16 protein-coding genes are annotated in these 25,358 nt (G+C 75.5%); 3 read left to right on the plus strand and 13 right to left on the minus strand.

Annotated elements, in window-relative coordinates:
• Window positions 1-2: 2 nt before the first annotated feature.
• From GVV04_RS20405 to GVV04_RS20420, 4 genes are all read right to left on the minus strand, one after another.
• Window positions 3-1,454 (minus strand): NHL repeat-containing protein, encoded by a 1,452-nt coding sequence (locus tag GVV04_RS20405; RefSeq protein ID WP_161689676.1) that lies wholly within the window; start codon window positions 1,452-1,454, stop codon window positions 3-5.
• A gap of 119 nt (window positions 1,455-1,573) precedes the next feature.
• Window positions 1,574-2,170: an anthranilate synthase component II gene (locus tag GVV04_RS20410; protein WP_161689677.1), complete on the minus strand. Its 597-nt coding sequence runs from the start codon at window positions 2,168-2,170 to the stop codon at window positions 1,574-1,576.
• On the minus strand, window positions 2,167-3,645 hold the full coding sequence (locus tag GVV04_RS20415) for an anthranilate synthase component I family protein (RefSeq protein ID WP_161689678.1): 1,479 nt from the start codon (window positions 3,643-3,645) through the stop codon (window positions 2,167-2,169). Before GVV04_RS20415 ends, GVV04_RS20410 begins: the two co-directional genes overlap by 4 nt.
• A gap of 35 nt (window positions 3,646-3,680) precedes the next feature.
• Entirely contained in the window at window positions 3,681-5,090 is a 1,410-nt protein-coding gene (locus GVV04_RS20420) for a phenylacetate--CoA ligase family protein (protein WP_161689679.1), read from the minus strand.
• 229 nt (window positions 5,091-5,319) lie between these two features.
• Here GVV04_RS20420 and GVV04_RS20425 point away from each other — a divergent pair, with 229 nt between their 5' ends.
• A complete protein-coding gene (locus tag GVV04_RS20425) occupies window positions 5,320-6,873 on the plus strand; it encodes a condensation domain-containing protein (RefSeq protein WP_161689680.1) in 1,554 nt (517 codons plus the stop codon).
• 81 nt (window positions 6,874-6,954) lie between these two features.
• Here the strand turns inward: GVV04_RS20425 and GVV04_RS20430 are convergent, their stop codons facing one another.
• Window positions 6,955-7,938 carry a LysR family transcriptional regulator gene (locus GVV04_RS20430; RefSeq protein WP_161689681.1) on the minus strand — a complete coding sequence of 328 codons (984 nt, stop codon included), beginning with the start codon at window positions 7,936-7,938 and terminating at the stop codon, window positions 6,955-6,957.
• A gap of 185 nt (window positions 7,939-8,123) precedes the next feature.
• Here GVV04_RS20430 and GVV04_RS20435 point away from each other — a divergent pair, with 185 nt between their 5' ends.
• Window positions 8,124-9,674 carry an MFS transporter gene (locus GVV04_RS20435; RefSeq protein WP_161689682.1) on the plus strand — a complete coding sequence of 517 codons (1,551 nt, stop codon included), beginning with the start codon at window positions 8,124-8,126 and terminating at the stop codon, window positions 9,672-9,674.
• 146 nt (window positions 9,675-9,820) lie between these two features.
• On the opposite strand, the gene GVV04_RS20440 is transcribed toward GVV04_RS20435, so the two are convergent.
• The 5 genes from GVV04_RS20440 to GVV04_RS20460 form a co-directional block, all read right to left on the minus strand.
• Window positions 9,821-10,747, minus strand: coding sequence for an alpha/beta fold hydrolase (locus tag GVV04_RS20440; RefSeq protein ID WP_161689683.1), 927 nt, complete (start codon window positions 10,745-10,747; stop codon window positions 9,821-9,823).
• Between the two features lie 210 nt (window positions 10,748-10,957).
• Window positions 10,958-12,316 (minus strand): MFS transporter, encoded by a 1,359-nt coding sequence (locus GVV04_RS20445; RefSeq protein WP_161689684.1) that lies wholly within the window; start codon window positions 12,314-12,316, stop codon window positions 10,958-10,960.
• Entirely contained in the window at window positions 12,313-14,292 is a 1,980-nt protein-coding gene (locus GVV04_RS34435; RefSeq protein ID WP_201753839.1) for a S9 family peptidase, read from the minus strand. The genes GVV04_RS20445 and GVV04_RS34435 overlap by 4 nt, the downstream gene beginning before the upstream one ends.
• A gap of 179 nt (window positions 14,293-14,471) precedes the next feature.
• Complete coding sequence (locus tag GVV04_RS20455; protein ID WP_161689686.1) at window positions 14,472-15,341, minus strand: VOC family protein; 870 nt, start codon at window positions 15,339-15,341, stop codon at window positions 14,472-14,474.
• A gap of 110 nt (window positions 15,342-15,451) precedes the next feature.
• Window positions 15,452-21,274: a non-ribosomal peptide synthetase gene (locus tag GVV04_RS20460; RefSeq protein ID WP_161689687.1), complete on the minus strand. Its 5,823-nt coding sequence runs from the start codon at window positions 21,272-21,274 to the stop codon at window positions 15,452-15,454.
• A gap of 245 nt (window positions 21,275-21,519) precedes the next feature.
• Between GVV04_RS20460 and GVV04_RS20465 the strand changes: the two genes are divergently transcribed.
• Complete coding sequence (locus tag GVV04_RS20465; protein ID WP_161689688.1) at window positions 21,520-22,329, plus strand: alpha/beta fold hydrolase; 810 nt, start codon at window positions 21,520-21,522, stop codon at window positions 22,327-22,329.
• Between the two features lie 132 nt (window positions 22,330-22,461).
• Here GVV04_RS20465 and GVV04_RS20470 read toward each other — a convergent pair whose 3' ends face one another.
• From GVV04_RS20470 to GVV04_RS20480, 3 genes are all read right to left on the minus strand, one after another.
• Window positions 22,462-23,223, minus strand: a complete 762-nt coding sequence (locus tag GVV04_RS20470) for a thioesterase II family protein (RefSeq protein WP_161689689.1) — start codon at window positions 23,221-23,223, stop codon at window positions 22,462-22,464.
• Window positions 23,220-23,903 (minus strand): flavodoxin family protein, encoded by a 684-nt coding sequence (locus GVV04_RS20475; protein WP_201753840.1) that lies wholly within the window; start codon window positions 23,901-23,903, stop codon window positions 23,220-23,222. The genes GVV04_RS20470 and GVV04_RS20475 overlap by 4 nt, the downstream gene beginning before the upstream one ends.
• A gap of 73 nt (window positions 23,904-23,976) precedes the next feature.
• Entirely contained in the window at window positions 23,977-25,356 is a 1,380-nt protein-coding gene (locus GVV04_RS20480; RefSeq protein ID WP_201753841.1) for a serine hydroxymethyltransferase, read from the minus strand.
• Window positions 25,357-25,358 lie beyond the last annotated feature (2 nt).

Below are 25,358 nucleotides of genomic sequence, written 5' to 3' on the forward strand. Positions count from 1 at the left end.
GATCAGGATCCTGGCGCGACGCGTACCACCCCGGTCAGGGTGCCCTGGTAGTAGACCCGGTTGAGGGCGGTGCCGGCGGTCTGTAGCGGGTTGACCAGAGCCGCGCCGAGAAGTGCCTGGTCGGTGACCGTGCCGGTGTGGGCGTCCACGGCGGCGAAGTAGAACGGGTCGAGGTCCGTCCGGAGCGGGCCCTGCTGGGCGACCGTGTAGAGCTTCCCGTCTCCGGTGGAGAGCCGGGGAAGGGCCGCCGAGCGGGTGTCGGTCTCCCAGCGGACGTCACAGCCAGAGCGGTCGGCACGTACGTCGACCCGGGTCAGGCCGCCGGTGAACGGCGCGTCCTGCGGCACACTCGGCCCGGCATCCGGCGGGAGCGCCGGGTAGTCGTAGCCATAGGTGTTGGTGAGGAAGACGCTGCGTCCCGCCGCCACCGGCGCGTTCTCGGTGCCGCCGGCCGGCTGGCGCGCGAACAGCGACTGGACGCAGACCACCTGCGGGCCCGCCGCTGCGCCGTCGGCGCGGACGACCACCAGGTTCATCCGGGGCACGGCGTTGTCGGTGATGGCGACGTACTCGGTGCCGGAGGTGGGGCCGAAGAAGACCGGGGTGGCGCCGCTGCCCCAGCTCAGCTGCCCCGGCTTGCGACCGAGGCCCCGGTCGTAGGCGTACCGCCAGCGGGGGGTGGGCGATCCGGCGGCGTCGGCGTCGAACAGGTACAGGGCGTGGTCGCTGGTGATCGCGACCCGGCCCGGGACGGTCGAGATGCTGTTGGCGATCCGCTCGCCGGCCGGGAGACGGTAGGTGTGCGTCGCCCCGCCGTCCGGGTCGTGCACCCCGACGGTGCCGCCGCCGGTGACGAACCAGACCCGGCCGTCGTAGCCCGGCAGCACGCCGACCACCGCGTCGTCGGCCTGGATGGCGGCGGCGAGCGGGGTGCGCTCGACGATCCGCAGGCTCCAGATGCCGAACAGTCCCCGGGTGTGCGCGATCCGGAGCAGGTCACGGTTCCCGTCGATGATCACGACCTGGTCGTCGCTGTCCAGGTAGGCGTAGACGCCGCCGAGCAGGCTGCCCTTGGCGATGGCGAGCCGGGCCAGGGAGTTGCCGGTGGCAGGGTCGAGCACGTGCAGTGCGGGGGCCTGGCCGATGATGTCGGTGCACAGGCCCAGCAACTGCCCGTCCCCGCCGTGCAACAGGGTGGGGCAGGCGGCCAGCAGCGTCGCCCTGGACACGCTGAGTGGGCTGCCCGCCGGCCCCGGGCCGGAGAAGGTCTTGCTGGACGCGCTGTCTCCGTGGGTGCTGGCCCCGCCCGCGGGCGCCGTCGCCGGGTTCGGCGGTGCCGGTGGGCCGAACTCCCCGGCCGCACGGGAGGGGGATGCTGACGGAAGCGGACCGATGAGCGCGGCGGTGAGCGCTGCCGCGCCGATGCGCAGGGCGGTCCGGCTGGGGAAGGGCACGTACGCCTCCAGGGGAGTGGGAGAAGGGCAAGGCGTCGACAGCCGTAAACACCCTTACCCTACCTGATAAGTAGGGTAAGGGGCGATGCGACTCCTGCCGATCGCTGGGGCTGGGGCCGTCAGGCCGGGGTGGCGGTTCGGTGGCGGGTTGCCGTGAGGAAGTTCGTCAGCATGGTCAGGCCGTGCTGGGTGCGGACGCTCTCCGGGTGGAACTGCACCGACTCCACCGGCAGCCGGCGGTGCCGCAGCGCCATCACGTACCCGTCGTCGGCGGCGTGCGCGGTGGCGACCAGGTCGGTGCCGTCGAGGCTGGCCCCGTCCACGATGAGCGAGTGGTACCGGGTGGCGGTCAGCGGCCGGGGCAGGTCGGCGAAGGTCCCCCGGCCGTCGTGGCGGATCTCGCTGGTCTTGCCGTGCATCAGGTGCCGGGCCCGCAGCACCCGGGCGCCGAAGGCCAGCCCGATCGCCTGGTGGCCGAGGCAGACCCCGAAGACGGGCAGCCGCCCGGCGTACGCCTCGACCAGCTCGACGTGGCCGCTCTCGGCCGGATGCCCCGGGCCGGGACCGAGCAGCAGGGCGTCCGCGCCGGTGCCCGGCACGTCGGCGACGCCGATCGCGTCAGAGCGCACCACCTCGGCCTCCATGCCGGCGCTGAGCAGATACTGGCGGATGATGTGCACGAAGCTGTCGTACGCGTCGACGAGCAGGACCTTCACAGCAGTTCCTCTCCGGTGACCGCCCAGTAGCCGGCGCTCAGCTTGGCCAGGGTCTCCCGCCACTCCCGCTCGGGCCGGGAGTCGGCGACCACGCCGGCGGACGCCCGCGTGTGGTAGCTCTCCCCGTCGTGCAGCACGGTGCGGATACACAGGGCGAGGTTGACGTGCCCGCCGGTGCCGATCAGCCCGATCGCCCCCGCGTAGAGGCCCCGGCGGCTCGCCTCCATCGACTCGATGATCTCCATGGCCCGGATCTTCGGCGCCCCGGTCATGGTGCCGGCCGGGAACACCGCAGCGAGCACGTCGTAGGTGTCCAGCTCCGGCGACACCTCGCCGGAGACGGTGGAGACCAGGTGCAGCACGTGCGAGTACCGCTCGACGACCAGGGTCTCCGGGACGGCCAGGGTGTCCGGCCGGCAGATCCGCCCGATGTCGTTGCGGCACAGGTCCACCAGCATGACGTGCTCGGCGATCTCCTTGGGGTCGGTGGACAGCCGCTCGCCGACCGCCCGGTCCCGCGCCGGATCGCCGGCGCGCGGGGCGGTGCCGGCGATCGGCCGCATCGTGGCCGTGCCGTCCTCGACCCGCACGAACAGCTCCGGGCTGGCCCCGATGACGGTCTGCCCGGCCAACGGTGCCAGGTACATGTACGGCGACGGGTTGCGCCGGCGCAGCCGCTCGTACACCCGGACGGGGTCGGCGTCGCTGCGGATGGTCAGCTCGTGGCCGATCTGCACCTGGTAGATGTCGCCGGCCGCGATGTGCCCCAGGCAGCGGTCGACCGTCCGGTGGTAGTCGGCCTCGGCGACGTCGTCGTCGACCACGAACGGCGGCATCGGCGCCTCGGCCGCCGACGGGTCACCGGCCGACGGCCCAGCGTCAGCGGGCCGCTCCGGCGCGGCGGCGTCGAGGAGCGCCACCAGGGCGTCCGCCGGGTCGTCGGGCCACAGCGGGGACCGGTGCAGCAGCAACTCGGCCGTCCCCGCCACCAGGTCGAAGCGGACCAGCCCCCGGTGCAGCACCAGGCAGGCGTGCGGCAGCCGGGGCCCCCGCTCGATCAGGTACGGCAGCCGCTCGAAGTGCCGCGCCGCGTCGTACCCGAGGAAGGCCAGGAAGCCGAAGGAGAAGTCGCCGGGTTCGCCCGGGGCGTCGAACAGCTCGTGGACGACGCGCAGCACCTCCTCCAGCCCGTCGACCCCGGCGGCCCGGCGGCGGGCGGCCTCGGCCAGGGCGGGCCGGCCGGTCACGGTGACCTCGCGGCCGGTCACCGAGACCGACAGCAGCTCGCCGAAGCCGACGTACGCGTGGCGGGTGTCCCCGGCCGGGCCGGCCGGGGACTCCAGCAGGTAGACCTGCTCGGCGCCGAACCTCCGGCGCAGCGCGAGGTACGCGGCGAAGGGGTCGGCGACCCGGACCCGGTGGCGTTCGGTGGCGACCGGAACGACGGTGTCCGGTCGGGCTGGTGCGAGTGTCATCGCTGCTCCTTGCCTGGACCGTGTCGGAAAGCGGGTCAGCTGCGCAGCGAGTGCGCCCCGGCGGCGGCCCGGGCGGCGGCGACGTCGTCGTCGGAGCCGTCCCGGTTGTCCCTGATCCGGGCGGCCTTCCAGCTCACGAACGCCCCGGTGTTGGTGATCGGGTCGAGTTCGGTGGTGACCACCACCCGGGCCGGCACGCCGAAGCGCTCGGTGAGCCGGGCGGACAGCCCGTCGCGGTCCCGGGAGCCGTCGCCGTCGGCGAGCAGTTCGACGTGGACGGTGAGGGTGTCGCCGCCGTCGGGCGCGGTGTCGATGACCACCTGGTAGCCGAGGCAGCGGGACAGCCCGCCGAGCACGGCCGACTCGATCTGCGCGGGCCGGTACCGGCCGGCGCCGATGGCGACCCGGTCGGCGACCCGGCCCAGCACCTCCACCACGTCGCCCGGCCCACCGCAGCCGCAGCTGTTCGGGGCGACGGTGACGAGGTCGCCGGTGCGGTAGCGGATCAGCGGCTTGATGCCGTCGACCAGCATGGTCAGGCACAGCTCGCCGGTGCCGTACCGGCCGAGGCTGGTCTCCGAGTCCGGGTCGAGCACCTCCACCAGGTAGTTCGGCCCGGAGATGTGCAGCCGGTCGAGGTGGCAGCCGGTGCCGATCGCCATGGCCTCCTGCGACCCGTACAGGGCCGGGCGGACGTCCGCGCCCCAGATCGAGCGCACGTTCTCCCCGAACGCCGGGGTGCAGATCTCCCCCAGCACGGTGAACAGCTTGACGGGCAGGTCGGTTGCCGGGTCGAGCCCGTTCTGCAGTGCTGCCTTGGCCAGGTTCAGGCAGAGGGCCGGCGCGGCCACGAGCACCTCGACGTCGAGTTCCCGGATCAGCCGCAGCGCCTTGCGGAAGCCCACCCGGGGCGACTCGGGCCAGATCTTGACGTGGCAGGCGCCGAGCCGCTGGGCGATGTCGCCGAAGGTGTCGCCGAAGGCGTACAGCTCCGACGGGCCCATCAGCCCGATCACCGGACGGCGGCCGTCGAAGTAGTGGTCGAACATCCGCCGCCACGCCCATTCCACGTGCACGTTGCTGGACATGATGTCCTTCGCGTCGCGCGGGCAGGGCGTGGACGCCCCGGTGGTGCCGGTGGTCTCGTAGTAGATCAGCGCGTCGGCGGGGGTGCCGCTGAGCACGCCGTGCATCTCCCGGCGCAGGTCGTCCTTCGTGGTGAAGGGCAGCCGGTCCAGGGTGTCGGGGGTGATCGTGTCGAGGTCGACCCCGGCGAGGTGCCGGGCGTAGAACGGCGACCGGGCCGTCACGTGCCGCAGCACCGCGCGCAGCCGGTTGCCCCGCCAGGTGTCCCAGTCCCTCCCGCTCAGCAGGCCGGCCTGGTACCGCTCGCTGACGAGCGGGTAGTCGCGCCAGAAGTCTTCTCCGGTGGTCGCGTTGGTCATGACTGTCCGCTCCCGGTGTGTGCTCGTGATGGTTCGCCAAGGTCACCGACGACGCTAGGTCCGCCCGGTTGGCCGCCGGTTACGCGCGAGGCCGACCGGCGCGTAACCGGCCGCCCGTACGGTGATCGACCGACCGGCCGCCGCCCGAGCGCCGGCCCGGGTCGGGGCCACCGTGCCCCGGGCGGGCCTACCGGGCGTGCCGGCCACCACCGTCGGGCGAGGAGGAGTCATGAAGACGCTGATGGGCCGACTGGCCTCGATGTCGGAGGATGACCGGGCCAGGGTGCTGGCCAAGGTGCGGAGTGCCGCCAGCGGCGCGGCCGGGGCGGAGGAGCCCCGGCTGACCCCCGGGTCCTGCCCGGCCGGGCGGGGGCCGGCGTCGTTCGTGCAGGAGCAGCTCTGGTTCGTCAGCCAGCTCGCCCAGGGCGTCCCGGCGTACAACGTGTCGTTCGCCTTTCACCTCACCGGGCCGGTCGACGCCGACGCGCTGGGTGCCGCAGTCCGCGACGTGGTCCGCCGGCACGACGTGCTGCGCAGCCGGCTGGTGCTCGCCGACGGCCGGTTGACCCAGGAGGTGACCGACGCCGACCCGGAGCTGCCGGTGCGCGACCTGGGCGACGCGCCCGACCCGGAGCGGGCGGCCGAGGACCGGATCGCCGAGCTGTCCCGCACCGTGTTCGACCTGGCCGCCCGTCCGCCGCTGCGGCTGGAGCTGCTGCGGATCTCCCCCACCCGGCACGCGCTGGCGTGGATCGCCCACCACACCCTGGTCGACGGCTGGTCGTTCGGCGTCCTGCTCACCGAGCTGGCCGCCGCGTACCGGGCCCGGTGCGCCGGGCGGGAACCCGAGCTGCCCGAGGCGCGGTTGCAGTTCCGCGACGTCGCCCGCTGGCAGCGGGAACGGCTGGCCGGGCCGACGCTGGACCGGCTGCTGGAGAGCTGGCGGAAGCGGCTCGCCGGCCCGGTCCCGGCGGAGCTGCCGACCGACCGGCCCCGGGGCGCCACGCAGACCTTCCGTGGCGGGATGCTCCGCTTCGACTTCGGCCCCGCCGCCGCGCAGGGCGTGGCGGCCGTCGCCGACCGGTTGCGGGTCACCCCGTTCGCCGTGCTGCTGGGCGCGTACGCGCTGGTGGTGGCGGCGTACGCCGGGTCGGACGCGGCCGTGGTCGGCGCCCCGCTGGCGGGGCGGGGACGGCCGGAGCTGGACGGCGTGGTCGGGCCGTTCTCCAACACCCTGCCGCTGCGCGTGGACCTGGCCGGCGACCCGACCCTGGCCGAGGTGCTGACCCGGGCCAACGACGCGATGCTCGACGGGGTGGCCGGTCAGGACGTGCCGTTCAGCAAGCTCGCCGAGGCCGTCCGGGGCGACCGGGACGCCAGCCGCAACCCGCTGTTCGACGTGCTGTTCAACCTGGGCAACCTGCCGCCGGGCAGCGACCGGGCCGACCTCGGCGGGCGGACCCGGCTGGAGGTGCGCGGCTGTCCGAACGGGACGGTCCGGCTGGACCTGGAGCTGACCGCCGAGCACACCGCCGAGGCGCTGACCGGGCGGCTGGAGTTCAACGCCGACCTGTTCGACGAGGCCACCGCCGCCGCCCTGCTCGACGACGTCCGGCTGGCGGTGGGGCAGCTCGCCGCCGACCCGGCGACCCGGCGTTCGACCCTCGACCTGCCCGGCGCGCACCGTCGGCGGGTGGCCGCGTCGGCCCGGGCGGCCGGCGGCGCGGCACCGCTGCGCCCGGCCCGCGGCGCGTCCCGACGCGCCCGATCCTGGAGCCGCTGAGCCGTGCCCGGCGGCGCGGCCGGCCCGACCCCGACCCCGACCCCGCCGGCGTCACCGGGGGCTCCGGCCCGAGCGGGCGGATCAGCGGGCGTCGTCGGCGAAGGCCGGCGAGCCGTCGGCGAGGGCCTCCCGGTCCTCGTCGGGCAGCCAGCAGTCGGCCAGGTCGTGGGCCCGCCACCGCTCCAACGCGCCGTAGTCGTGCAGCAGGTCGACGAAGTCGTGCAGGACGGGCCGGCGGTCGCTGCCGCGCCACAGCAGCGACCACGGGTAGACCGGGCGGGGCTCGACCAGGGGCAGGGTGACCAGGTCGTCGGCCTTCGGGTTGGCCACGTCGGCGGCGGAGAGGAAGACCCGCCCCACGGCCCGGCCGCGGCGCAGCAGCTCGTCGGCGCCGACGTTGTCGACCTGCTCGAAGGTGAGCGGGATGCCGAACCGGTCGGCGAAGAGCTGGAGGTACGTCCCCCACTCCACGGCGCTGCCCGGGCTGGGCACCCAGGCACCGTGCTCGACCAGGTCGGTGGGGCGCACCGCCGAGCGCCCGGCCAGCGGATGGCCAACGTCCACGACGGCCACCAGGGGCTCCAGCCGGATCAGCCGGTGCGCCAGGCCAGCGGGGGACGAAAACCCGGCGACCCGGCCGAAGACGGCGTCGATCTCGGCCCGGCGCAGCGCCGGCAGCGCCAGGGAGAGCCCACGGCGGGCGCTGATCTCCAGGCGCAGCCGGGGATTGCCGGCCAGCACCGCCGCGACGAGCCGGGCCGGGCCGAGCCGGTCGTGCAGCACGTCGACCCGCAACGGGGTGGCCGGGCGCCGCACCGCGGCCACCGCCGCGTCCCCGGCGGCCAGCAGATCCCGGGCGGGGCCCAGGAACCGCCGGCCGGCCTCGGTGAGCGCGCTGGTGCGGGTGGACCGTTCGAACAGCGGCCGGTCGAGGATCTCCTCCAGCCGCTGGATCCGCTTCGACAGCGCCTGCTGGGACATTCCGAGCCGCTCGCCGGCCCGGCCGAAATGCAGTTCCTCGGCGGTGGTCACGAAGGCTCGTACCAGCGCGAGGTCGAGATCCATGAGGCCATCCTCAGGCGACAACCAATCGTTGTCAAACGCACCGGGCGGTTGTTGGACCCGGGGGCTGAAAAGTTGTCGACTGAACATGCCGACGCATGCCGTTGGGTAAATGTGAGACCCCGACGACGGCTCCTTGTCGGAGCCGCCGGAGTACATGACCAAGGATGTGGAAGGAGGCGGCAGAAATGGCTGCCACGATGCCGCAACAGGACCCGCCGAAGGCCGATCCGAGACGCTGGAAAGCGTTGTCGCTGCTCGCACTCGTCCAGTTCATCATTTTCCTGGACGCCACCATCGTCAATGTCGCTCTCCCCTCGATCCAGCGCGATCTCGGCTTTTCCGAGGCCACGCTGACCTGGGTGGTGAACGCCTACCTGATCACCGCCGGCGGCCTGCTGCTGCTCGGCGGCCGGATCGCCGACATGGTCGGCCGCCGGAAGGTGTTCTGCATCGGCGCCGGCCTCTTCGCGGTGGCCTCCGCGACCGCCGGCCTGGCGCAGAACAGCGAGGTGCTGCTGGCCGGCCGGTCGTTGCAGGGCGTCGCCGAGGCACTGTCCGCGCCGGCCGCGATGTCCATGGTGGCCCTGCTCTTCACCGACCCGAAGGAGCGGGCCAAGGCGTTCGGCATCTGGGGTGGCCTGGCGGGGCTGGGCTCCGCCGCCGGCGTGCTGCTGTCCGGGGTGCTGACCGACCTGGCGAGCTGGCGGTGGGTGTTCCTGGTGAACATCCCGCTCGCCGTGATCCCGATGCTGCTCATGCCGAAGCTGGCCGACGAGAGCAGGGCTCCGGCGCAGGGCCGGCGGCGGCCGGACTGGCTGGGCGCGGTGCTCGTCACCGGCGGTCTGATCGCGATCCTCAACGCCGTGCTGAACGCCGGCCGGCACAGCTGGGACTCCCCGGCCGTGCTCACCCCACTGCTGGCGGGCGTGGTCGCCCTGGCCCTGTTCGTGGTCGTGGAGTCGCGGGCGGCCCAGCCGCTGGTGCCGCTGGGCTTCTTCGCCAACCGGGTACGGGCCACCGCGAACGTGGCCACCGTCTTCGTGGCAAGCAGCTCGGCCGCAGTGTTCTTCCTGATCGTGCTCTACACCCAGAACATCCTGGGCTACTCGCCGCTGCGCAGCGGGCTGGCCTGGCTGCCGTTCTGCGTGGCGTTCATGCCCGGCCTGTTCCTCTCCACCAAGATGATCATGAAGGCGGGTCCCCGGGCCACCCTGGCCACCGGCCTGGCCGTCTCGGCGGTCGGGGTGGCCCTGTTCACCCGGATCGGGGTCGACAGCTCGTACCTGACCGACCTGCTGCCGGCCATGGTGGTGACCGCGCTGGGCTTCGGCATGACCAACCCGGCCATGCAGAACGCCGCCCTGCACGAGGTCTCCGAGTCCGACGCCGGGCTGGGCTCCGGCATCGTCACCACCGTGTTGCAGATGGGCAGCGCCCTGGGGCTGACCGTCTTCGTCTCTCTGGCGCTCAGCCACCAGCGGGGGCAGCAGGCCACCGGGGTGGCCGAGGACCTGGCCGTCGTCCGGGGCTACGACCACGCGTTCCTGATCGCCGCCGGGGCGCTGGCGGTGGGCGCGGTCGCCGCGCTGCTGATCCTGCGCGGCGTGCGGCCGGCGGCCCCGAAGCAGGTCGACCCGGCCGCGGCCGGGGACGACGGTGCGGAACAGGAGCACACCGACGGCCTCGCCGACGCCGATCACAGGCGGCGTCCGGTGCGGCAGGGCACGCGGGACTGACCTGCGGCCCGACGCGGTGGCCGGGACGGAGCGCTCCGTCCCGGCCACCGTCGTGTCCGGGCCAGGGCCCGCCGGAAGCACGGAACGCACGGAAATCACGGGCGCACGGGGGCCCGGAACACACGGAAGTCACGGGCGCACGGGGGTCACGGGGCGCGCAGGATGAACGCGACCGCCTCCCGGGCCGAGGTGCCCCGCGTCGGCGACCCGACCAGGTGGTCGAGGACCCGGGCCCAGGCCGGCACCACCAGCAGGTGACCGGCGTCCGGGACGACCTCAAGGCGCGCGTCGGGCAGCGCGTCGCGCCACCACCGGCCGTGCTCCGGCCCGGCGAGGCCGTCGTCGGCGCCGTACAGCAGCAGGGTGGCCGCGCGCACCTGGTCGGGGGCGAAGCCCCAGGGGCGCAGCACGTACCCGGCGATGTCGTCGACCATCCCCCGCGCGCCCTGCGCGAACGCCTCGGCCAGCATGTCGCCGACCCGGCGGGCGGCGCCGGGGGCGTCCAGCGCGGCCTGGTCGGCCGGGCCCGCCCCGAGCAGCATCCGGTACGCCAGCGGGTCCCACGGGTCGGCCGGGACCATGCCGGCCAGCCCGGCGTCGAGCTGGGCCCGGACCTGGTCGACCGGCTGGCCGCGCAGCGCCGCCATCATGTCCCGCTGCCCCCGGTCGACCCAGGGGACCTCCTCGTCGGGCGCGGGGGTGGCCAGCACCGCGAGCCGGCTCACCAGCTCCGGCCGGCGGGCGGCCAGCGCGAGGGCGACCCGGCCCCCGCCCGACCAGCCCACCACGGGCACCGGGCCGAGGCCCCGCTGGTCGAGCACCTCGGCGAGGTCGTCGGCGGCGGCCGGCACGTCGGCCCAGCCGGTGGCCGCATCGGAGCCGCCGTAGCCGGGCCGGTCGACGGCGAGCAGGGTGACCCCGGCGGCACGGGTGGCGGCCGGGTCCGGATCGAAGGCCCCGGCGCCCGGGGCGGAGTGGCAGAACACCACCACCCGGTTGCCGGGTGCACCGAGCCGGTGCACCACCGCCCCGCGACCGTCCCTGAGCGTGATGATCTCCCCGGTGCTGGACATGCGGCCGAGTCTGGCAGCGACCGTTCGACCCCGAGCCGCAACGGCGGGCGGTCACCCGATCGGGTGACCGCCCGCCGTTCTCGCGAGAGACCGACCGGCCACCAAGCGTCCGGTGGCCGGTCGGCGGAGCGGAGCGTCGGAGCGGTGGCCGGCGTCGATCGACGGGGCCAGGAAGACCAGCACGGCCGGGGACGCCGGCCGGCGAAGGCGTCAGCCGCGGGCCGATCCGACCAGGGCGGGTGCGGGCGACGGGGCCTCCGAGGCGGACGCCCCGTACTCCTCCGGCAGCTCGCCGTCGGGGCGGGCCCGGCGGACCGCCCGCACGCCGGCCACGCCGGCCAGCAACGCGGTCACGGTCAACAGGCCCAGGTACCAGCCGAGCCGGTCGTGCCCGGCCAGCCAGGTCGCCAGGGCCGGGGTGAGCCCGCCGGCCAGCGAGCTGGCCACCGCGTGCGGCAGGCCGATGCCGCTGGCCCGCAGGTGGGTGGGGAACATCGACGCCATGATCTTCGGCAGCACCGAGGTCAGGCAGGACATGAAGAACAGCCCCGTGGACAGGCAGAGCACCAGCCGACCGGGGCCGCCGGACATCCCGTTCAGGACGAGCGGGCCGGCCACCGCGAAGCCGAGCACGCTGACCACGAGCATGGGCAGCACCCCCACCCGGTCGGCGAGCAGGCCCAGCGGGATCAGCACCACGATGGACAGCGCGATGGAGGCGGTCACCGCGGCGTAGACAGCGTCAGCGGGCAGCCCGAACCGGCTCTGCGCCAGGGCCGGCGCGACGGTGGTCCAGGTGGTGGTCTGCACGGTCACCCCGACCACGAACAGCGCGGCGACGACGACGGCACCCCGGTGGTCGTGCCAGAGCCGGCGCAGGCCGGGCCGGGGGCCGTTGCGCCGGGCCCGGACGAACGCCTCGCTCTCACCGAGCTGGCGGCGCAGCACCAGCAGCACCGCCGACAGCGCCGCCCCCGCCAGGAACGGCACCCGCCACGCCCAGTCCGCCATGGCCTGCGACCCGACGGTCGCGCTGAGCGCCATGCCGAGCGCGGACGCGGCGAGGCCCCCGGCGGCCGAGCTGACCGCGAAGATGCTGCCGAACAGGCAGCGCCGGTTGCGCGGGGCCAGCTCCATCAGGTACGACACCGCGGCCGGCCACTCGCCCCCGGCCGACAGGCCCTGGGCGGCCCTGGCCAGGAACAGCAGCGCCGGGGCGGCCACCCCGATGGACGCGTAGGTGGGCAGCAGCCCGATGACCAGGCTGCCGCCGCCCATCAGGCTGATCGACAGCAGCAGCGCGAGCCGGCGTCCCCGCCGGTCGGCCAGCGAGCCCATCAGGATGCCGCCGAGGGGGCGGAAGAGCATCCCCGTCGCGTACGCCACGAAGACCGCGAGCAGCGCGGTGAGCGGGTCGGCGGACGGGAAGAAGTGCTGGGCGAGCAGCGGGGCGTACAGGCCGAAGATCAGCCAGTCGAAGTATTCGATGAAGTTGCCGGCGACGGTGGTGGCGACGGTGCGCGCCCGCCGACGCGGTGTGGTGGCGGCGGGAACCGCGTGGGTGGTCATGTTCGTACCTCCGGTAGGGGGCGACTCGGTGCCGCCGCGACAGCGGGTCGCCGCGGCGCGGGCTCCACGGGTCGCAGCGCCGAGGCGTAGTGGGTCAGCTCGGCGTCGAGGGCTCGGGCGATCGAGCCGACCCGCCGGAACACGTGCCCCTCACCGGGGAAGCGCAGATAGGTGTGGGGCGCCCGGGCCTCGGTCAGCGCGGCGACGAAACGTTCGGCCGGTGCCAGCGGACAGACGGGGTCCTCCTCTCCCTGGAGCAGCAGCAGCGGCCCGGCGAGCCGGGCGGCGCGGCGGGTGGGCGACCGGTCGGCGTACGCGGCAAGGGCCGCCGGCAGCGGCCCGATCAGGCCGTGCAGGTAGTGCGACTCCAGGTCGTGGGTCTCCCCCTCGGCCCAGGCCACCGGGTCCAGCACCGGGAAGTACGCGACCCCGCAGCGGAACGTGTCGACGCTGGTCAGCGCCGCGCAGGTGGTCCAGCCACCGGCCGAGCCGCCGCGCAGCGCGAGCCGGTCGGCGTCGACGGTCCCCTCGTCGGCCAGGGCCCGGGCGACGGCCGCGCAGTCGGCGACGTCGACGATCCCCCAGCCGCCGCGCAGCCGGTCCCGCCAGGCCCGGCCGAAGCCGGTGGAGCCGCCGTAGTCGACCAGCGCCACCGCGTACCCCCGGCTGGTGAACAGCAGCGTCTCGGGGTCGAGGGCGTCGGTGACCCGACCGGTCGGGCCGCCGTGGGCGACGACCAGCAGCGGCGGCGGAGGCCCCGTCCCGGCCGCGACGGTGGGGTTGCGGGGCCGGTAGACCACGGCGTGCACCTCCGCGCCGGGCACGGGGAAGCGGCGGTGCTCGGGCACCGGCAGCCACCCGGGGCCGGGGGTGCGGTAGCGGTCCCCGGTCAGCGCGTCGGCCCGGCCGGTGGCGGTGTCCACCCGCACCAGGGCGGGCTGCCGGTCGGGCGACGCGGCCATCCCGGCCACCGTCGTGCCGGCGGCGCTCACCGGCCCCCACACCGTGTACGGCAGGTCCAGCCCGTCGAGGGTGCCCCGGGCCGGGTCGAGCAGGGCGAGCCGGGTGCCGTGCCGGGGCGGGTCGGCGTCGCGCCCCGGGACCGGGCCGGGCCGAGGGCCGCCGTACCAGCCGGTGACGGCCAGCGCGATCCGGCCGTCGGCCAGCGGCGCGGCCCAGGTCTGCCCGGGCCGCCAGAGGGCGCCGCCGATCTCCCGCTCGCCGCGCCACAGCGGCCGGCGGGTGCCGTCCAGGCCGATCGCGTACGGGTTCCACCAGCCCTCCGGGTCGGTGAGGGCCAACAGGTTGCCCGCGTCGAGCCACTCGGCCTGGCAGACCGCCTCGGTGTCGCCGCCGGCCAGCACCCGGTGTTCGGAGAGCCGGCCGTCGACGACGGGTGCGACGCGCAGCCGGGCGGCGTCCCACGACATGTCCGGGTGGTCCCAGCCGAGCCAGGCGGCGTGCCGGCCGTCCGGGGCGACCCGCAGGCCGGCGAGGAACCGGTGCCCGCCGTCGCCCAGCACCCGGGGCTCGGTGTCGCCGTCCAGCGGCACCGCGACGAGGTCGCGCAGCACGTCGGTGGTGCGGGGGCCGGTGCGCCGCTCCCGCACGCACCACACCTCCCCGCCGACGAGGGTGCCCTCGACGTACCGGTGCCGGCCATCCCGTGGCGGGGTGAGCGGGCGGGGCGGCGGGGCGTCCGGGCCGACGGTCACCAGGTACAGCCGCTGGTCGGCGTCGCGGGACACGACTGCCGCGTCGGCGGAGACGATGGTGAACGGTCGGCCACCGTACTCCTGGACCCGGCTGCGCACGCTCCACCCGGCGGGGACGGCGTCGACGGTGCCGCCGGCGGCGGTCCACCGGCACAGCACGGCCCGGCCGCCCTCGTCGGGGCGCAGGTCGGTGAACCAGACGGCGTCGCCGTGGGCGACCACCCACTGCTCCAGCAGCCAGCGGGGCTCCCCGCCGGCCACCGCCGCGTCCTCGGGGCGGAACGGCGACGGCCACGGCCCGTGGCCGGACGCGGAGCCGACGTCACCGCCGGACGCCGGGCCGACGTCACCGCCGGGCGCCGGGCCAACGTCACCGCCAGACTGCGCGCCGACGTCACGGCCAGGTGCCGGACCGACGTCACGGCCAGACGGTGGCGCGGTCATCGCGTCGCCCCGGCGAGCCGGGCGGCGACCAGCCGGACCGGGGCGAGCCCGGTGGCGGCCGGGTCGATCACCGGCCTTCCGTCGACGCCGGCACCGACGGCGATCCCCCGACGGCGGATCGCCCCGGCCGCCTCGGCGGGCGAGTCGACGGCGAGGGCGACGGCGCACAGGCCGGGGCCGAGCCGGTCGAGGTGGGCGGCGACCGGGTCGCCGGGCCCGGCGGGGGCGAGCAGCCGCAGCGTCCGCCCGTCGGGCAGCGTCCACTCGGCGGACCGCTCGCCGCGCCGGGGCGGGCCGCCGAGCAGGACGGCGTACTCGGCTACGGCGGCGTCGAGGCCGGTGACGGCGACGTCCACCCCGGCCAGGCCGTGGACGCCGCCCCGGCGCAGCTCGGCCGGGTCGGGGGCCGCCTCGGGCCACGGGTCGAGGTATTCGATGAGCGACGGCAGCCGGCCGGTGCGGAACTCCTCGCCGTGCGCGCCGACCCGCCACCGGCGGCGCCGGCCGTCGGGGCGCACCGACTCGCCGCCGATCGGCGGACTGACCGGGATGCCCCGCCCGGCCAGGGCGGCGCAGGTCGACGGCAGGTCCTCGGCGGCGAGGACGGCGGACACCCAGCCGCCGCCGGCGTCGATCACGTCGGTCATCCGGCGGCTCGCCGGGCGGCCGGCCGCCTCTGCGCGGTCGACGACGGTGATCAGTTCGAGGTAGCTGTCGGCGAACCGCAGGACCGCGTTGGTCGTACCCCAGCCGGGGTGTCGGCTGCCGGGGCGCGACGGGCGGTCGAGGCAGGCGGTGAACGCGGCCCGCGCCGCGTCCAGGTCGGGTACGGCGAGCATGACGTGGTCGACACCGGTGATGGGCATGGGGACGCTCCAGGCGGGTCCGCCCGGCCGGCGGGCCGGGGAGGGTCGGGGTGCGGGTCGGGGTGCGGGCCGGGGCGGGCGGGCCGGTTGGCACGCCCGCCCCGCGCGGGTCATTCCAGGAACTCGGCGAGGTCGTCGGCCTCGCCCAGCTCGGCGAGCAGCCGCGCCGCGGCGGCCACCCGCTCGCCCTGCTCCGGGTCGTCGAGCAGGACGGCGGCCACCTCGGCCACGGTCGGGCCGGTGAACACGGCCCGCAGGGGCAGCTCGCCGCCGGTCAGCTCGCGGACCCGGGACACCAACTGGGTGGCGATGACCGAGTTGCCGCCGAGCTGGAAGAAGTGGTCGTGCCGGCCGACCCGGTCGACGCCGAGCAGCTCGGCCCACACCTCGGCGAGGAGTTGCTCCAGCGGCCCCTCGGGGGCGACGAAGTACCGTTCGTCGTCGCGGCCGACGGTCGCCTCGGTCAGCGCCCGGCGGTCCACCTTGCCGTTGCCGGTCAGCGGCAGCCGGTCCAGCACCGTCAGGGCGCCCGGCACCATGTACCGGGGCAGCCTCGCGCCGACGTGGGCCAGCACGTCCGCCGGGTCCGGCGTCGCGCCGGGCACCGGGGTCACGTACGCGACCAGCCGCAGCGTCTGCGGGGTGGCCCCGGCGGCCACGGCCACCGCCCGGTCCACCGCCGGGTGGTCGGCCAGGGCCGCCTCGACCTCGCCCAGCTCGATCCGGTGTCCCTGGATCTTCACCTGGAAGTCGGTGCGGCCGAGGATCTCGATGGTCCCGTCGGGCAGGTACCGGCCGAGGTCGCCGGAGGCGTACATCCGCTCCCCCGTCTCCGGGTTGCGGACGAACTGGGCGTCGGTGCGCTCCGGGTCGCGCCAGTAGCCGCGGGCCAGGCCGACGCCGCTCTCGATGTGGATCTCCCCCGGCACCCACACGGGACGGTGCTCGCGGCGGGCGTCGAGCACGTGGTAGCGCTGGTTGCCCATGGGCCGCCCGTACGGGATGCTCGGCCAGGCCGGGTCGACCTCCCCGATCGGGTTGATCACCGACCAGACGCAGCTCTCGGTGGGCCCGCCGGAGCCGATCACCCGGATGCCCGGGGCGACGGCCCGCAGCCGGTCCGGCAGGGTCAGCGGGATCCAGTCCCCGGCCAGCACGGTCAGCGCCAGCGGGGCGAGGGTCTCCCCGGTGCCCTCGACGTGGCTGACCAGGATCTCCAGCAGCGCCGGCACCGAGTTCCAGAAGGTGACCCCGTGCCGGCGGACCAGCTCGGCCCACTGCTGCGGGTCGGGGTTCGGCGTCGGCGTCGGCACGACGACCGTCCCGCCGGCCGCGATGATGCCGAACACGTCGTACACGGACAGGTCGAAGTGCAGCCCGGAGACGGCCAGGCAGCGGTCGTCCGCGCCGACGCCGAAGCGGCGGTTGACGTCGCAGATGGTGTTCGCGGCACCCCGGTGGTCGACCATCACCCCCTTCGGCCGGCCCGTCGAGCCGGAGGTGTAGATGACGTACGCCAGGTCCGTGACCGCCTGGACGGGCTCCAGCGGGCCCGGGTCGACGTCGTCGAAGTCGGCGTCGACGCACAACCGGCGCACCCCGTCGGGCCACTCGATGCCGGGGTCCACGGCGGACTGGGTGAGCACGGTGGTCACCTCTGCGTCGCGCAGCAGGTGGCGCAGCCGCTCGGCGGGCACCTGCGCGTCGATCGGCAGGTACGCCGCCCCGGACGCGAGCACGCCGTGCGCGGCGACGATCTGCTCCCAGCCCTTCTCCATCACCACGGCGACGAGCTGGTCGGGCCGGGCCCCGTCGGCGCGCAGCCGCCGGCCGACCTGGTTGACCCGCCGGTCCAGCTCCCGGTACGTGAGCACGGTGTCCCCGCAGATCACCGCCGGGGCGTCGGGACGCGCCGCGGCGTGCTGGGCGACCGGGGTGTGCAGCAGCAGCTCCGGCAGCGGCGCGTCGGTGCGGTTGACCTCCCGCCGGACCTCGAGCTGGTGCTCGGGCACCAGGGCGAACCGCTCGCTGCGCCAGCTCTCCGGCTCGGCGACGAGCCGGTCCAGCAGCCGGCAGTACGCGCCGAACATGTCCGGGAGCATCCCCTCGGGGAACATCTCGTCGATGGTGTCCCAGCTGAAGTGCAGCGCCCCGGCCACCTCGGAGACCTGGAAGTCCAGGGTCACCTGCGGGGTCTGGGTGCTGGTGTGGCTGGCCTCGCCGAGGGCCGTGGTGAAGTGCCGGGGCGGCTGCCCGAGCAGGCTGGTCACCACGACCGGGAACGCGGCGCGCACCTCGCCCCGCTGCCGCCGGGCCAGCTCCCGCATCACCCGCACCCCGCCGAAGTAGCGGTGCTCCAGGTCCTCGAAGAGCTGCTGCTGGATGGAGCGGGCCCGCTCGGCGAACGTGCCGTCGACCTTCTCCACCGCCAGCAGCGAGGTGGTGGTGAAGTCGCCGATCAGCTTGTCGACGTCGGGGTGCAGCGGCAGCCGGTTGAACAGCGGGAAGTTGACGGTGAACCGGTCGGTGCCGCTCCACGCCCGCAGCACCTCGGCGAAGGCGGCCACCACCACGCCCGACGGGGTGGCCCCGGCGGCGTGCGCCCGTTCCTTCAGCGCCGTCCACGCGGCCGGGTCGAGCCGGTGCTCGCGGCGGGTGAACCGCACGTCGGTGACGTCGGCCGCGCCGGCGGCGCGGGGCAGCTCCGGGGCCGGCGGCAGGCCGTTGTCGATCCGGTCCAGCCAGTACCGCTTCGACCGCTGGTACACCTCGGACCGCTCCAGCGCCACGTCGGCGGCGAGCACGTAGTCGCGGAACGACAGCCGCGGCGCGGGCAGCTCGGCCGCCGGGTCCTCGTAGCAGGTGATCAGGTCGGGCACGAGGATCTGGAAGTAGCTCCAGGCGTCGATGATGAGCAGGTCGAGACTGAGGTGGATCAGCCCGCGCCCGTCGGGCAGCAGGGTGAGCCGGACGTCCCACAGCGGGAACGTGTCGGCCGGGGCGACGTGGTGGGAGAGGTGGTCGCGCAGCTCCGCCACCGCCCGGTCGGCCTCGGCCGGCGTACGGTCGCGCAGGTCCAGCACCGGGATCTCGTGCTGCGGCGGGTCGGCGAGCACCCGCTGGGTACCGTCGGGGCGGATCACCGCGCGGAGCATGTCGTGCCGGTCCAGCACCCGCGCCCAGGCGGCCCGGAACCGGTCCACGTCGAGGTCGCCGCTGCGCCACTCCCAGTACCCGTGGCAGCCGACGCCGCCCAGCTCGACGGCGTCGCTGCGGCCGATCCAGTACGCCTGCTGGGTGTCGGTGAGCGGGAACGGCTCGTACCGGTCCTCGGGGTGGTGGGCGATCGGCGGCAGGTCGCCGAACGGGTCCTCGTCGACCTGCGCGGCCTCGATCAGCGCCGCCACCCGGGCCACCGAGGCGATCCGGTCGGGGGCCAGCTCGACCTCGTACCGGCTGGCGGCCAGGGCGAGCACCGCCTGCCGGAGCCGCTCCGGAACGCCCGGGCCGGTCAGGTCGTCCTCGACGCCGATCCGCTCCACCCCGAGGACCTCCGCGCACAGGTCGGCGAGGTCACGTTCGAGGGGGGTGCGCGGGGCGACGTACGGGGCGTCGCTGACCGGTGCGGGCGGGGCGGGCAGGGCCGCCCGGTCCAGCTTGCCGTTGGGCAGGCACGGCAGCCCGGCGAGCCGCACGATGGCGCCCGGCAGCAGGTGCGACGGGAGCCGGTTGGCCAGCGCCTCGCGCAGCGCCCGGCTGGAGAACGCGGCCTCGTCGGCGGGGACGACGTACGCGACGAGCTGCGGTCGCCCGTCCCGGCCGGGGCGGGCCAGCACGGCCGCCTCGCGGACGGTGCCGTCGGCGGTCAGCGCGGCCTCCACCTCGGTGAGCACCACCCGGTGCCCGCCGACGCGGACCACGCTGTCGGCCCGGCCGAGGATCTCCACGGTGCCGTCGGCCCGGTACCGGGCCAGGTCGCCGGTGCGGTAGAGCACCGGACCCGGCTCCTCGGGCAGCGGGTTGCGCACGAACGCCTCGGCGTCGCACTCGGGGCGGGCGAGGTAGCCGGCGGCGAGGCCGGCGCCGGCCACGTACAGCTCGCCGGCCACGCCGACGGGCACCGGCTCGCGGTGCCGGTCGAGCACGTACACCCGCATGTTGGCGACGGGCCGGCCGACGCTGGGCAGCCGGGCCGCGCGCTCGTCCTCGGGCACGGCACGCGAGGTGCAGCGCACCCCGGAACCCCGGTCGTAGCAGCTCGTCGCCGCGCCGATCTCGGTGGCGCCGTAGCAGGCGACGACCTCGAACGGCAGGGCCGGGTTCGGCCAGTGGCGCATCGGCTCGCCGATCGCGACCAGCACCCGCAGCGCGGACCGGTCCGGCCAGAACAGCCCGGCGAGGCGCTCGGCCAGCCGGTTGAGCACCAGGGCGTGGGTGACGCCCCGGGCGACCAGCCAGTCCCGCAGCCGGGTCGGGCTGGCCGTGGTCCGGGGGTCGGCGATGGTGATCTCCGCACCGCAGGCGAGGAAGGGCATCCACTCCAACAGGCCGATGCCGAAGCCGGGCGCGGAGACCCACCCGGCCCGGTCGGCCGGGCCCACCCCGTACGCCCGGCACGTCCAGTTGGCCAGGTTGACCAGGGTGCGGTGGCGCTGGCGGACCGCCTTCGGCTCGCCGGTGGAGCCGGAGGTGTAGGCGATCTGGCAGATCTCGTCGGGTTCCGGGGCCGGCGCGTCGGGCGGGCCGGCCTCCCGGGCGTCGATCTCGGCGGAGTCGCGGTCCAGGCACACTGCCCGCCGGGCCACCTGGCCGGGCAGGTCGTCGAGGAACCCGTCGAGGGTGACCACGAGGTCCGGGCGGGTCTCGGCGAGCATCAGCTCGATCCGGCTGCCGGGCTGCCCGGGGTCGAGCAGCACCACCGTGCCGGCGGCGCGGTGCACGGCCAGGGTGGCGACCACGGCGGCGGCGCTGCGCTCCAGGTAGAGCCCGACCCGGCCGCCGTCGGGCAGGCCGGTGGCGCGCAGGTGCCGGGCGAGGCGGTTCGCCGCCTCGTCGAGCTGGGCGAAGCTGAGCCGGCAGCCCCGGTCGCGCACGGCCGGCGCGTCGGGGCGGCGGGCCGCCAGGTCGGCGACCCGGGCCGCCCAGGGCCGCTCGTCGGTGAAGTCGACGCCGGTGTCGTTCCAGTCCAACAGCATGCGACGGCGTTCCTCGGCCCGCAGCAGTGCGGCCCGGGAGACCGGCAGGTCGGGGGCGGCCACCAGGGAGCCGAGCAGGGTGGCCAGTTGGTCGGCGAGTCGGCCGGCGGTGGCGGCGGCGAACAGGGTGGCGTCGTAGTGCAGGCTGGCCGCGCCGACCGCGCCGAGCACCAGGGTCAGGTCCGCGCCGGGCCAGACCTGGCCCTCCTCGCCCGGGGCGACGGCGTGGAAGCCGACCGCGAACGGGGCCGCGGCGCCCGGCACGTCGTCGGGCCGGATCAGCCGGCCCACCTCGGCCAGCGGCAGCGGCGACAGCCGGTTGGCGTTGGCCTCGGCCGCCTCGACCTGCCGGATCAGGTTCCGGTAGCTCGCGCCGACCGGGACGCGGACCCGGCGGGCCACCGCCTGTCCCTCGCCGGCCGGCACCCCGACCACCAGGTCGGCGTCGGCGCCGTACCGGACCAGCAGGGCAACCAGGGCCGCGAGCCAGCCGACCGGCGGCGTGACGTCCAGGTCGGTCAGCGCGGCGAGGGTACGCGGGGAGGCCGGCACCGGTACGCGGGCGGGGGCGTACTCCCGCTCGGGTGGCCGCAGCCGGTCCAGCGGCAGCTCGACCGCGGCGGTGCCGCCGGCCAGGTGCTGTCGCCACTCCTCCCGGGCCGACCCGGCCGCCGTACCGGGCCGCTCGATCCCGGGTCGTCCGGGAGACGTGTTGCCGATGGGCAGCGAAGTCGTCACCGTAACTCCTCTCTCGCCTCGCCGGCCGGGCCGGAAGGCGTGGGTGCACGCACCGGTGCGAATGACCCGGCCACGGTAGGGAGGCGCAGTTAGGCCCCGGTTACGCCCGTCGCCGGCCCTGGGGCGCCCGCCGGCCTATGGGGAGCCCGTCGGCGACGGGCGGCGTAACCGGCGGCGGACCGGTCGCGGGCAGCCTGTCGCCTGCGCGGGCGCCCCGCCCGCGCGTCGACGCGAAGGAGAGGCCGATGGCTGACGGGATCCGACACGTACACCTGCCCGGCGCGGGCGTACGGCTGCACGCGGTGCGCTGGCCCGGCCCGGACGACCGACCGCCCCTGGTGGTGCTGCACGGCATCTGGGAGTCGTGGCGCACGTTCGCCGACTCCGCCCACCGGTGGTCCGCCGACCGCGCCGTGTACTGCGTGGACCTGCGGGGACACGGCGGCAGCGACCGCCCGTCGACCGGGTACCGGTTCGTCGACTACGCGGCCGACGTACGGGCGGCGGTGGCCGCGCTCGGCGCGGAGGTGGACCTGCTGGGGCACTCGCTCGGCGCGGCGGTGGCGCTGCACGTGGCGGCCGGGTCGGGGACGCCGGCCCGGGTCCGGCGGCTGGTGGTCGTGGAGCCGCCGGTGCTGCTGCCCGACGACTGGCCGCCGGTGCGCGCCGACATGGCCCGGTCCTGGCGGCTGGCCCGCCGGCCGCTGGACGAGATCGTCGCCACGCTGCCGGCCACCGACACCCGGACCTCGGCCTGGCGGCGGATGATCGCCGAGGCCCTGGCGGGCACCGCCGACGGGGTCTTCCGGGCGATGGTCGACGGCGAGCAGGGCGAGGTCGACTGGGCCGGCCTGCTGCGCCGGGTCGCCGCCCCCACCCTCGCCATCGCGGGCGACCCGGACGTCCCCGGCACGCTGCTCACGGGAGACCGGATGACGGCATTCGGCGCCGGCCTGCCGCAGGCGCGAGTAGCGGTGATACCGGGCGCCGGCCACCACGTCGAACTGGACCGCCCGGCCTGCTTCCACACCCTGACCAAGGAATTCCTAACCTAACCCCTCCCCCTCTCCTCCTCTCCCCCGGATATGCCCCGGTGATCAAGAGGTTTACGTCAGCCGGCAGACGGATCCTGACGCAAACCTCTTGATCACCATGGCGAGGGCGGGGGGCGGGGGTGGGTGGGTGGGTTACTGGGCAGGGTGGATGTCTTTTAGTAGGGGGGTGAGGATGTTGGGGGTGGACCAGGGGAAGAAGTGGTCGCCGGGGAAGAGTCGGTGTCGGGTCGGGCCCCGGGTGTGCTGGGCCCAGTCGGCGACGGCGTCGGGTGGCACTCCGGCGTCGGCGTCGCCGGCCCAGCTGGCGAGGGCGCAGTCCAGGGGCGGGCCGGGGCGGTACCGGTACGTCTCGGCGGCGGTGATGTCGGCGCGCAGCGTCGGCAGGCACAGCTCGCGCAGCTCCGGGTGCTCCAGGGCCGCCGACGGTGCCCCGCCGAGCCCCCGCACGGCGGCGATGAAGTCGTCGTCGCCGAGGGTGTGCATCCGTCGCCGGGGCGGGTGGTGGGCGGCGGCGCGGCCGGAGAGCACCAGCGCGGCCGGCTCCCGGTCGCCGTGCTCGCGCAGGGCGCGGGCCAGCTCGTACGCGAGCAGCGCCCCGAGGCTGTGCCCGAAGAACGCCACCGGGGCGGGTGGGCCGGCGAACTGCGGGGCGAGCGCCGATCGCAGCTCGTCGACGAGGCCGTGCAGGTCGGTGCGGGCTGCCTCGTCGAGGCGGTGCTCCCGCCCCGGCAGGCAGACCGTCCACACCTCGATCTCCTCGGGCAGCCGGGCCGCCCACGGCTGGTACGCGGCCAGCCCACCCCCGGCGTACGGGAAGCAGTAGAGCCGGACCGCGGCGGTGGGGCGGCGCCGCCCGCACGACGCCCAGCCCCGATCCGCCGCGATGGTCCTCACGCCTGCCCCACGGTGGCGTACCGGCGGGCGAACCACCGGTCGTCGCGCTCGTTGGCGTACCCGGTGGCGAGCGCGTCCCGGCCGGTCAGCTCGCGGTGCTCGGCGAGCAGCCGGGCCATCGCGACCATCCGGTGCAGCATCCGGTCGAGCATCTCCACGCCCTCGGTGTCGGCGAGCGCCTCGCCCCGGTGGTTGCCGTAGAGGATGGCCGGGAAGCCGCTGCCCACCATGATCATCCGGTTGAGCAGCACGTTGGCGACGAGCTGGTTGTAGACCTCGGTGTGGCTGTACCGGCGGCCGATCACCACCACCCCGCCGACCTTGTTGGTCAGCGGTCGCTGGAACCGCAGGTAGCCGACCCCGGCCCGCTCGATGAACGCCTGCATGGTGGTGGCCGGGCCGAAGCCGTGCACGGGCGCGGCCCAGACGATCCCGTCGGCCAGCGCCATCCGGTCGACCACCGCGGGAACGTCGTCGCCGGTGACGGCGCACGGCTCGCAACGGGAGTTGCAGTCCCCGCACGGGCCGCAGCCGCTCAGCTTCAGCTCGCCGAGGTTGATCACCTCCAGGTCGACGCCGTGTTCGGCCAGGAGCTCGGCGGCGTGCGCCAGCAATTCCCGGGTGTTGCCGTCGGGGCGCTCCGAGCCGTTGACGGCCACGAACCTCATCCGCTTCTGCACTTCGACTCTCCTCCTTCGGTCGTGGGCGGCGGTGGCGGGCCGACCGGGCGGCCGGCCCGCCACCGGTGGCCGCTCAGCGGTTGGCGACGGTCAGCTCCCGCTCGGGGGCCGGGACCGGGTAGCCGGGAATGGGGTGGGTGGCGCAGAGCCGGGCCACCCGCTGCCGGGCCAGCTCCCGCACGGCCGCCGGCAGGTGGTACTCCCGGTCGGAGTACGGCTCGACGGCCGACAGCACCAGGTCGATCAGCTCGGCGCAGGCGACCGCCGCGTCGGCGTCCATGCCCCGGGCGGCGATGCTGTTGGTGCCCAGCCGCAGCCCGGCGGTGACCAGGGCCGGGGTGGTGTCCCGGGGCACCCGGTTCTTGTTGACCACGATGTGGCACTCCTCCAGCGCCAGCTCGGCCACGAGGCCGGTCATCCGGCGGGCGGACAGGTCGATCAGGACCATGTGGTTGTCGGTGCCCCCGGAGACCACCTCGTAGCCGAGGTCGGCCAGCGCCGCCGCCATCGCCCGGGCGTTCGTGACGATCCGCTGGGCGGTGACCCGGAACTGCGGGCCGGTGGCGATGTCCAGGGTCCGCGCCTTCGCCGCGATGGCGTTGAGCACCGGGGCCCCCTGGAAGTAGGGGAACACCGTGCGCTGGACGAACTGGGCGAGGGTGCCCTTGCCCCGGGGGGCGGGGGCGTCGGCGTCCCGGCCGGCGAGGATCAGGCCGCCGCGCGGGCCGTAGAGCTGCTTGTGGGTGCAGGTGGTGGTCAGGTGGGCGTGGTCGATCGGGTTGGGGTGCAGCCCGGCGATGACCAGCCCGGCGGTGTGCGAGATGTCCGCCAGCAGGTACGCCCCGACCCGGTCGGCGATCCGGCGGAACCGGGCGAAGTCGATCTGCCGGGGGTACGCGGTAGCGCCGCACACGATCACCTTCGGCCGGTGCTCCTCGGCGAGGCGTTCCACCTCGGCGTAGTCGATCAGCCCGGCGTCGTCGAGCCCGTACCCGACGGCCCGGAAGTACCGGCCGGCGTACGCGGCCGGGCTGCCGTGGGTGAGGTGACCGCCCTTGTCCAGGGCCATGCCGAGCATGGTGTCGCCGGGTTCCAGGAGGCTGGACAGCACCGCGTAGTTGGCCGTGGTCGCCGAGTGCGGCTGCACGTTGGCGTACCGGGCGCCGAACGCCAGCCGGGCCCGGTCGACGGCGAGCTGTTCGATGCCGTCGACGCCCTCGCAGCCGGCGTGGTAGCGGCGGCCCGGGTAGCCCTCGGCGGTGACGTTGACGGCGACGGACGACTGGCTGGCCAGCACCGACGGGTCGACGGGCGAGCAGGACGCGACGAGGGACAGGGTGCCGGCCTGGCGCAGCTGCTCGTGGACCAGCACCTCGTGCAGCCGGGGGTCGGTGGTGGCGAGCTGGTGCAGCCCGGCGTCGAGCAGCTCGCCCATCGGGTCGACGGTGGACATCC

The organism is Micromonospora rubida, from assembly GCF_009908295.1.
In the GTDB taxonomy this organism is placed as follows: Bacteria; Actinomycetota; Actinomycetes; order Mycobacteriales; family Micromonosporaceae; genus Micromonospora; species Micromonospora rubida.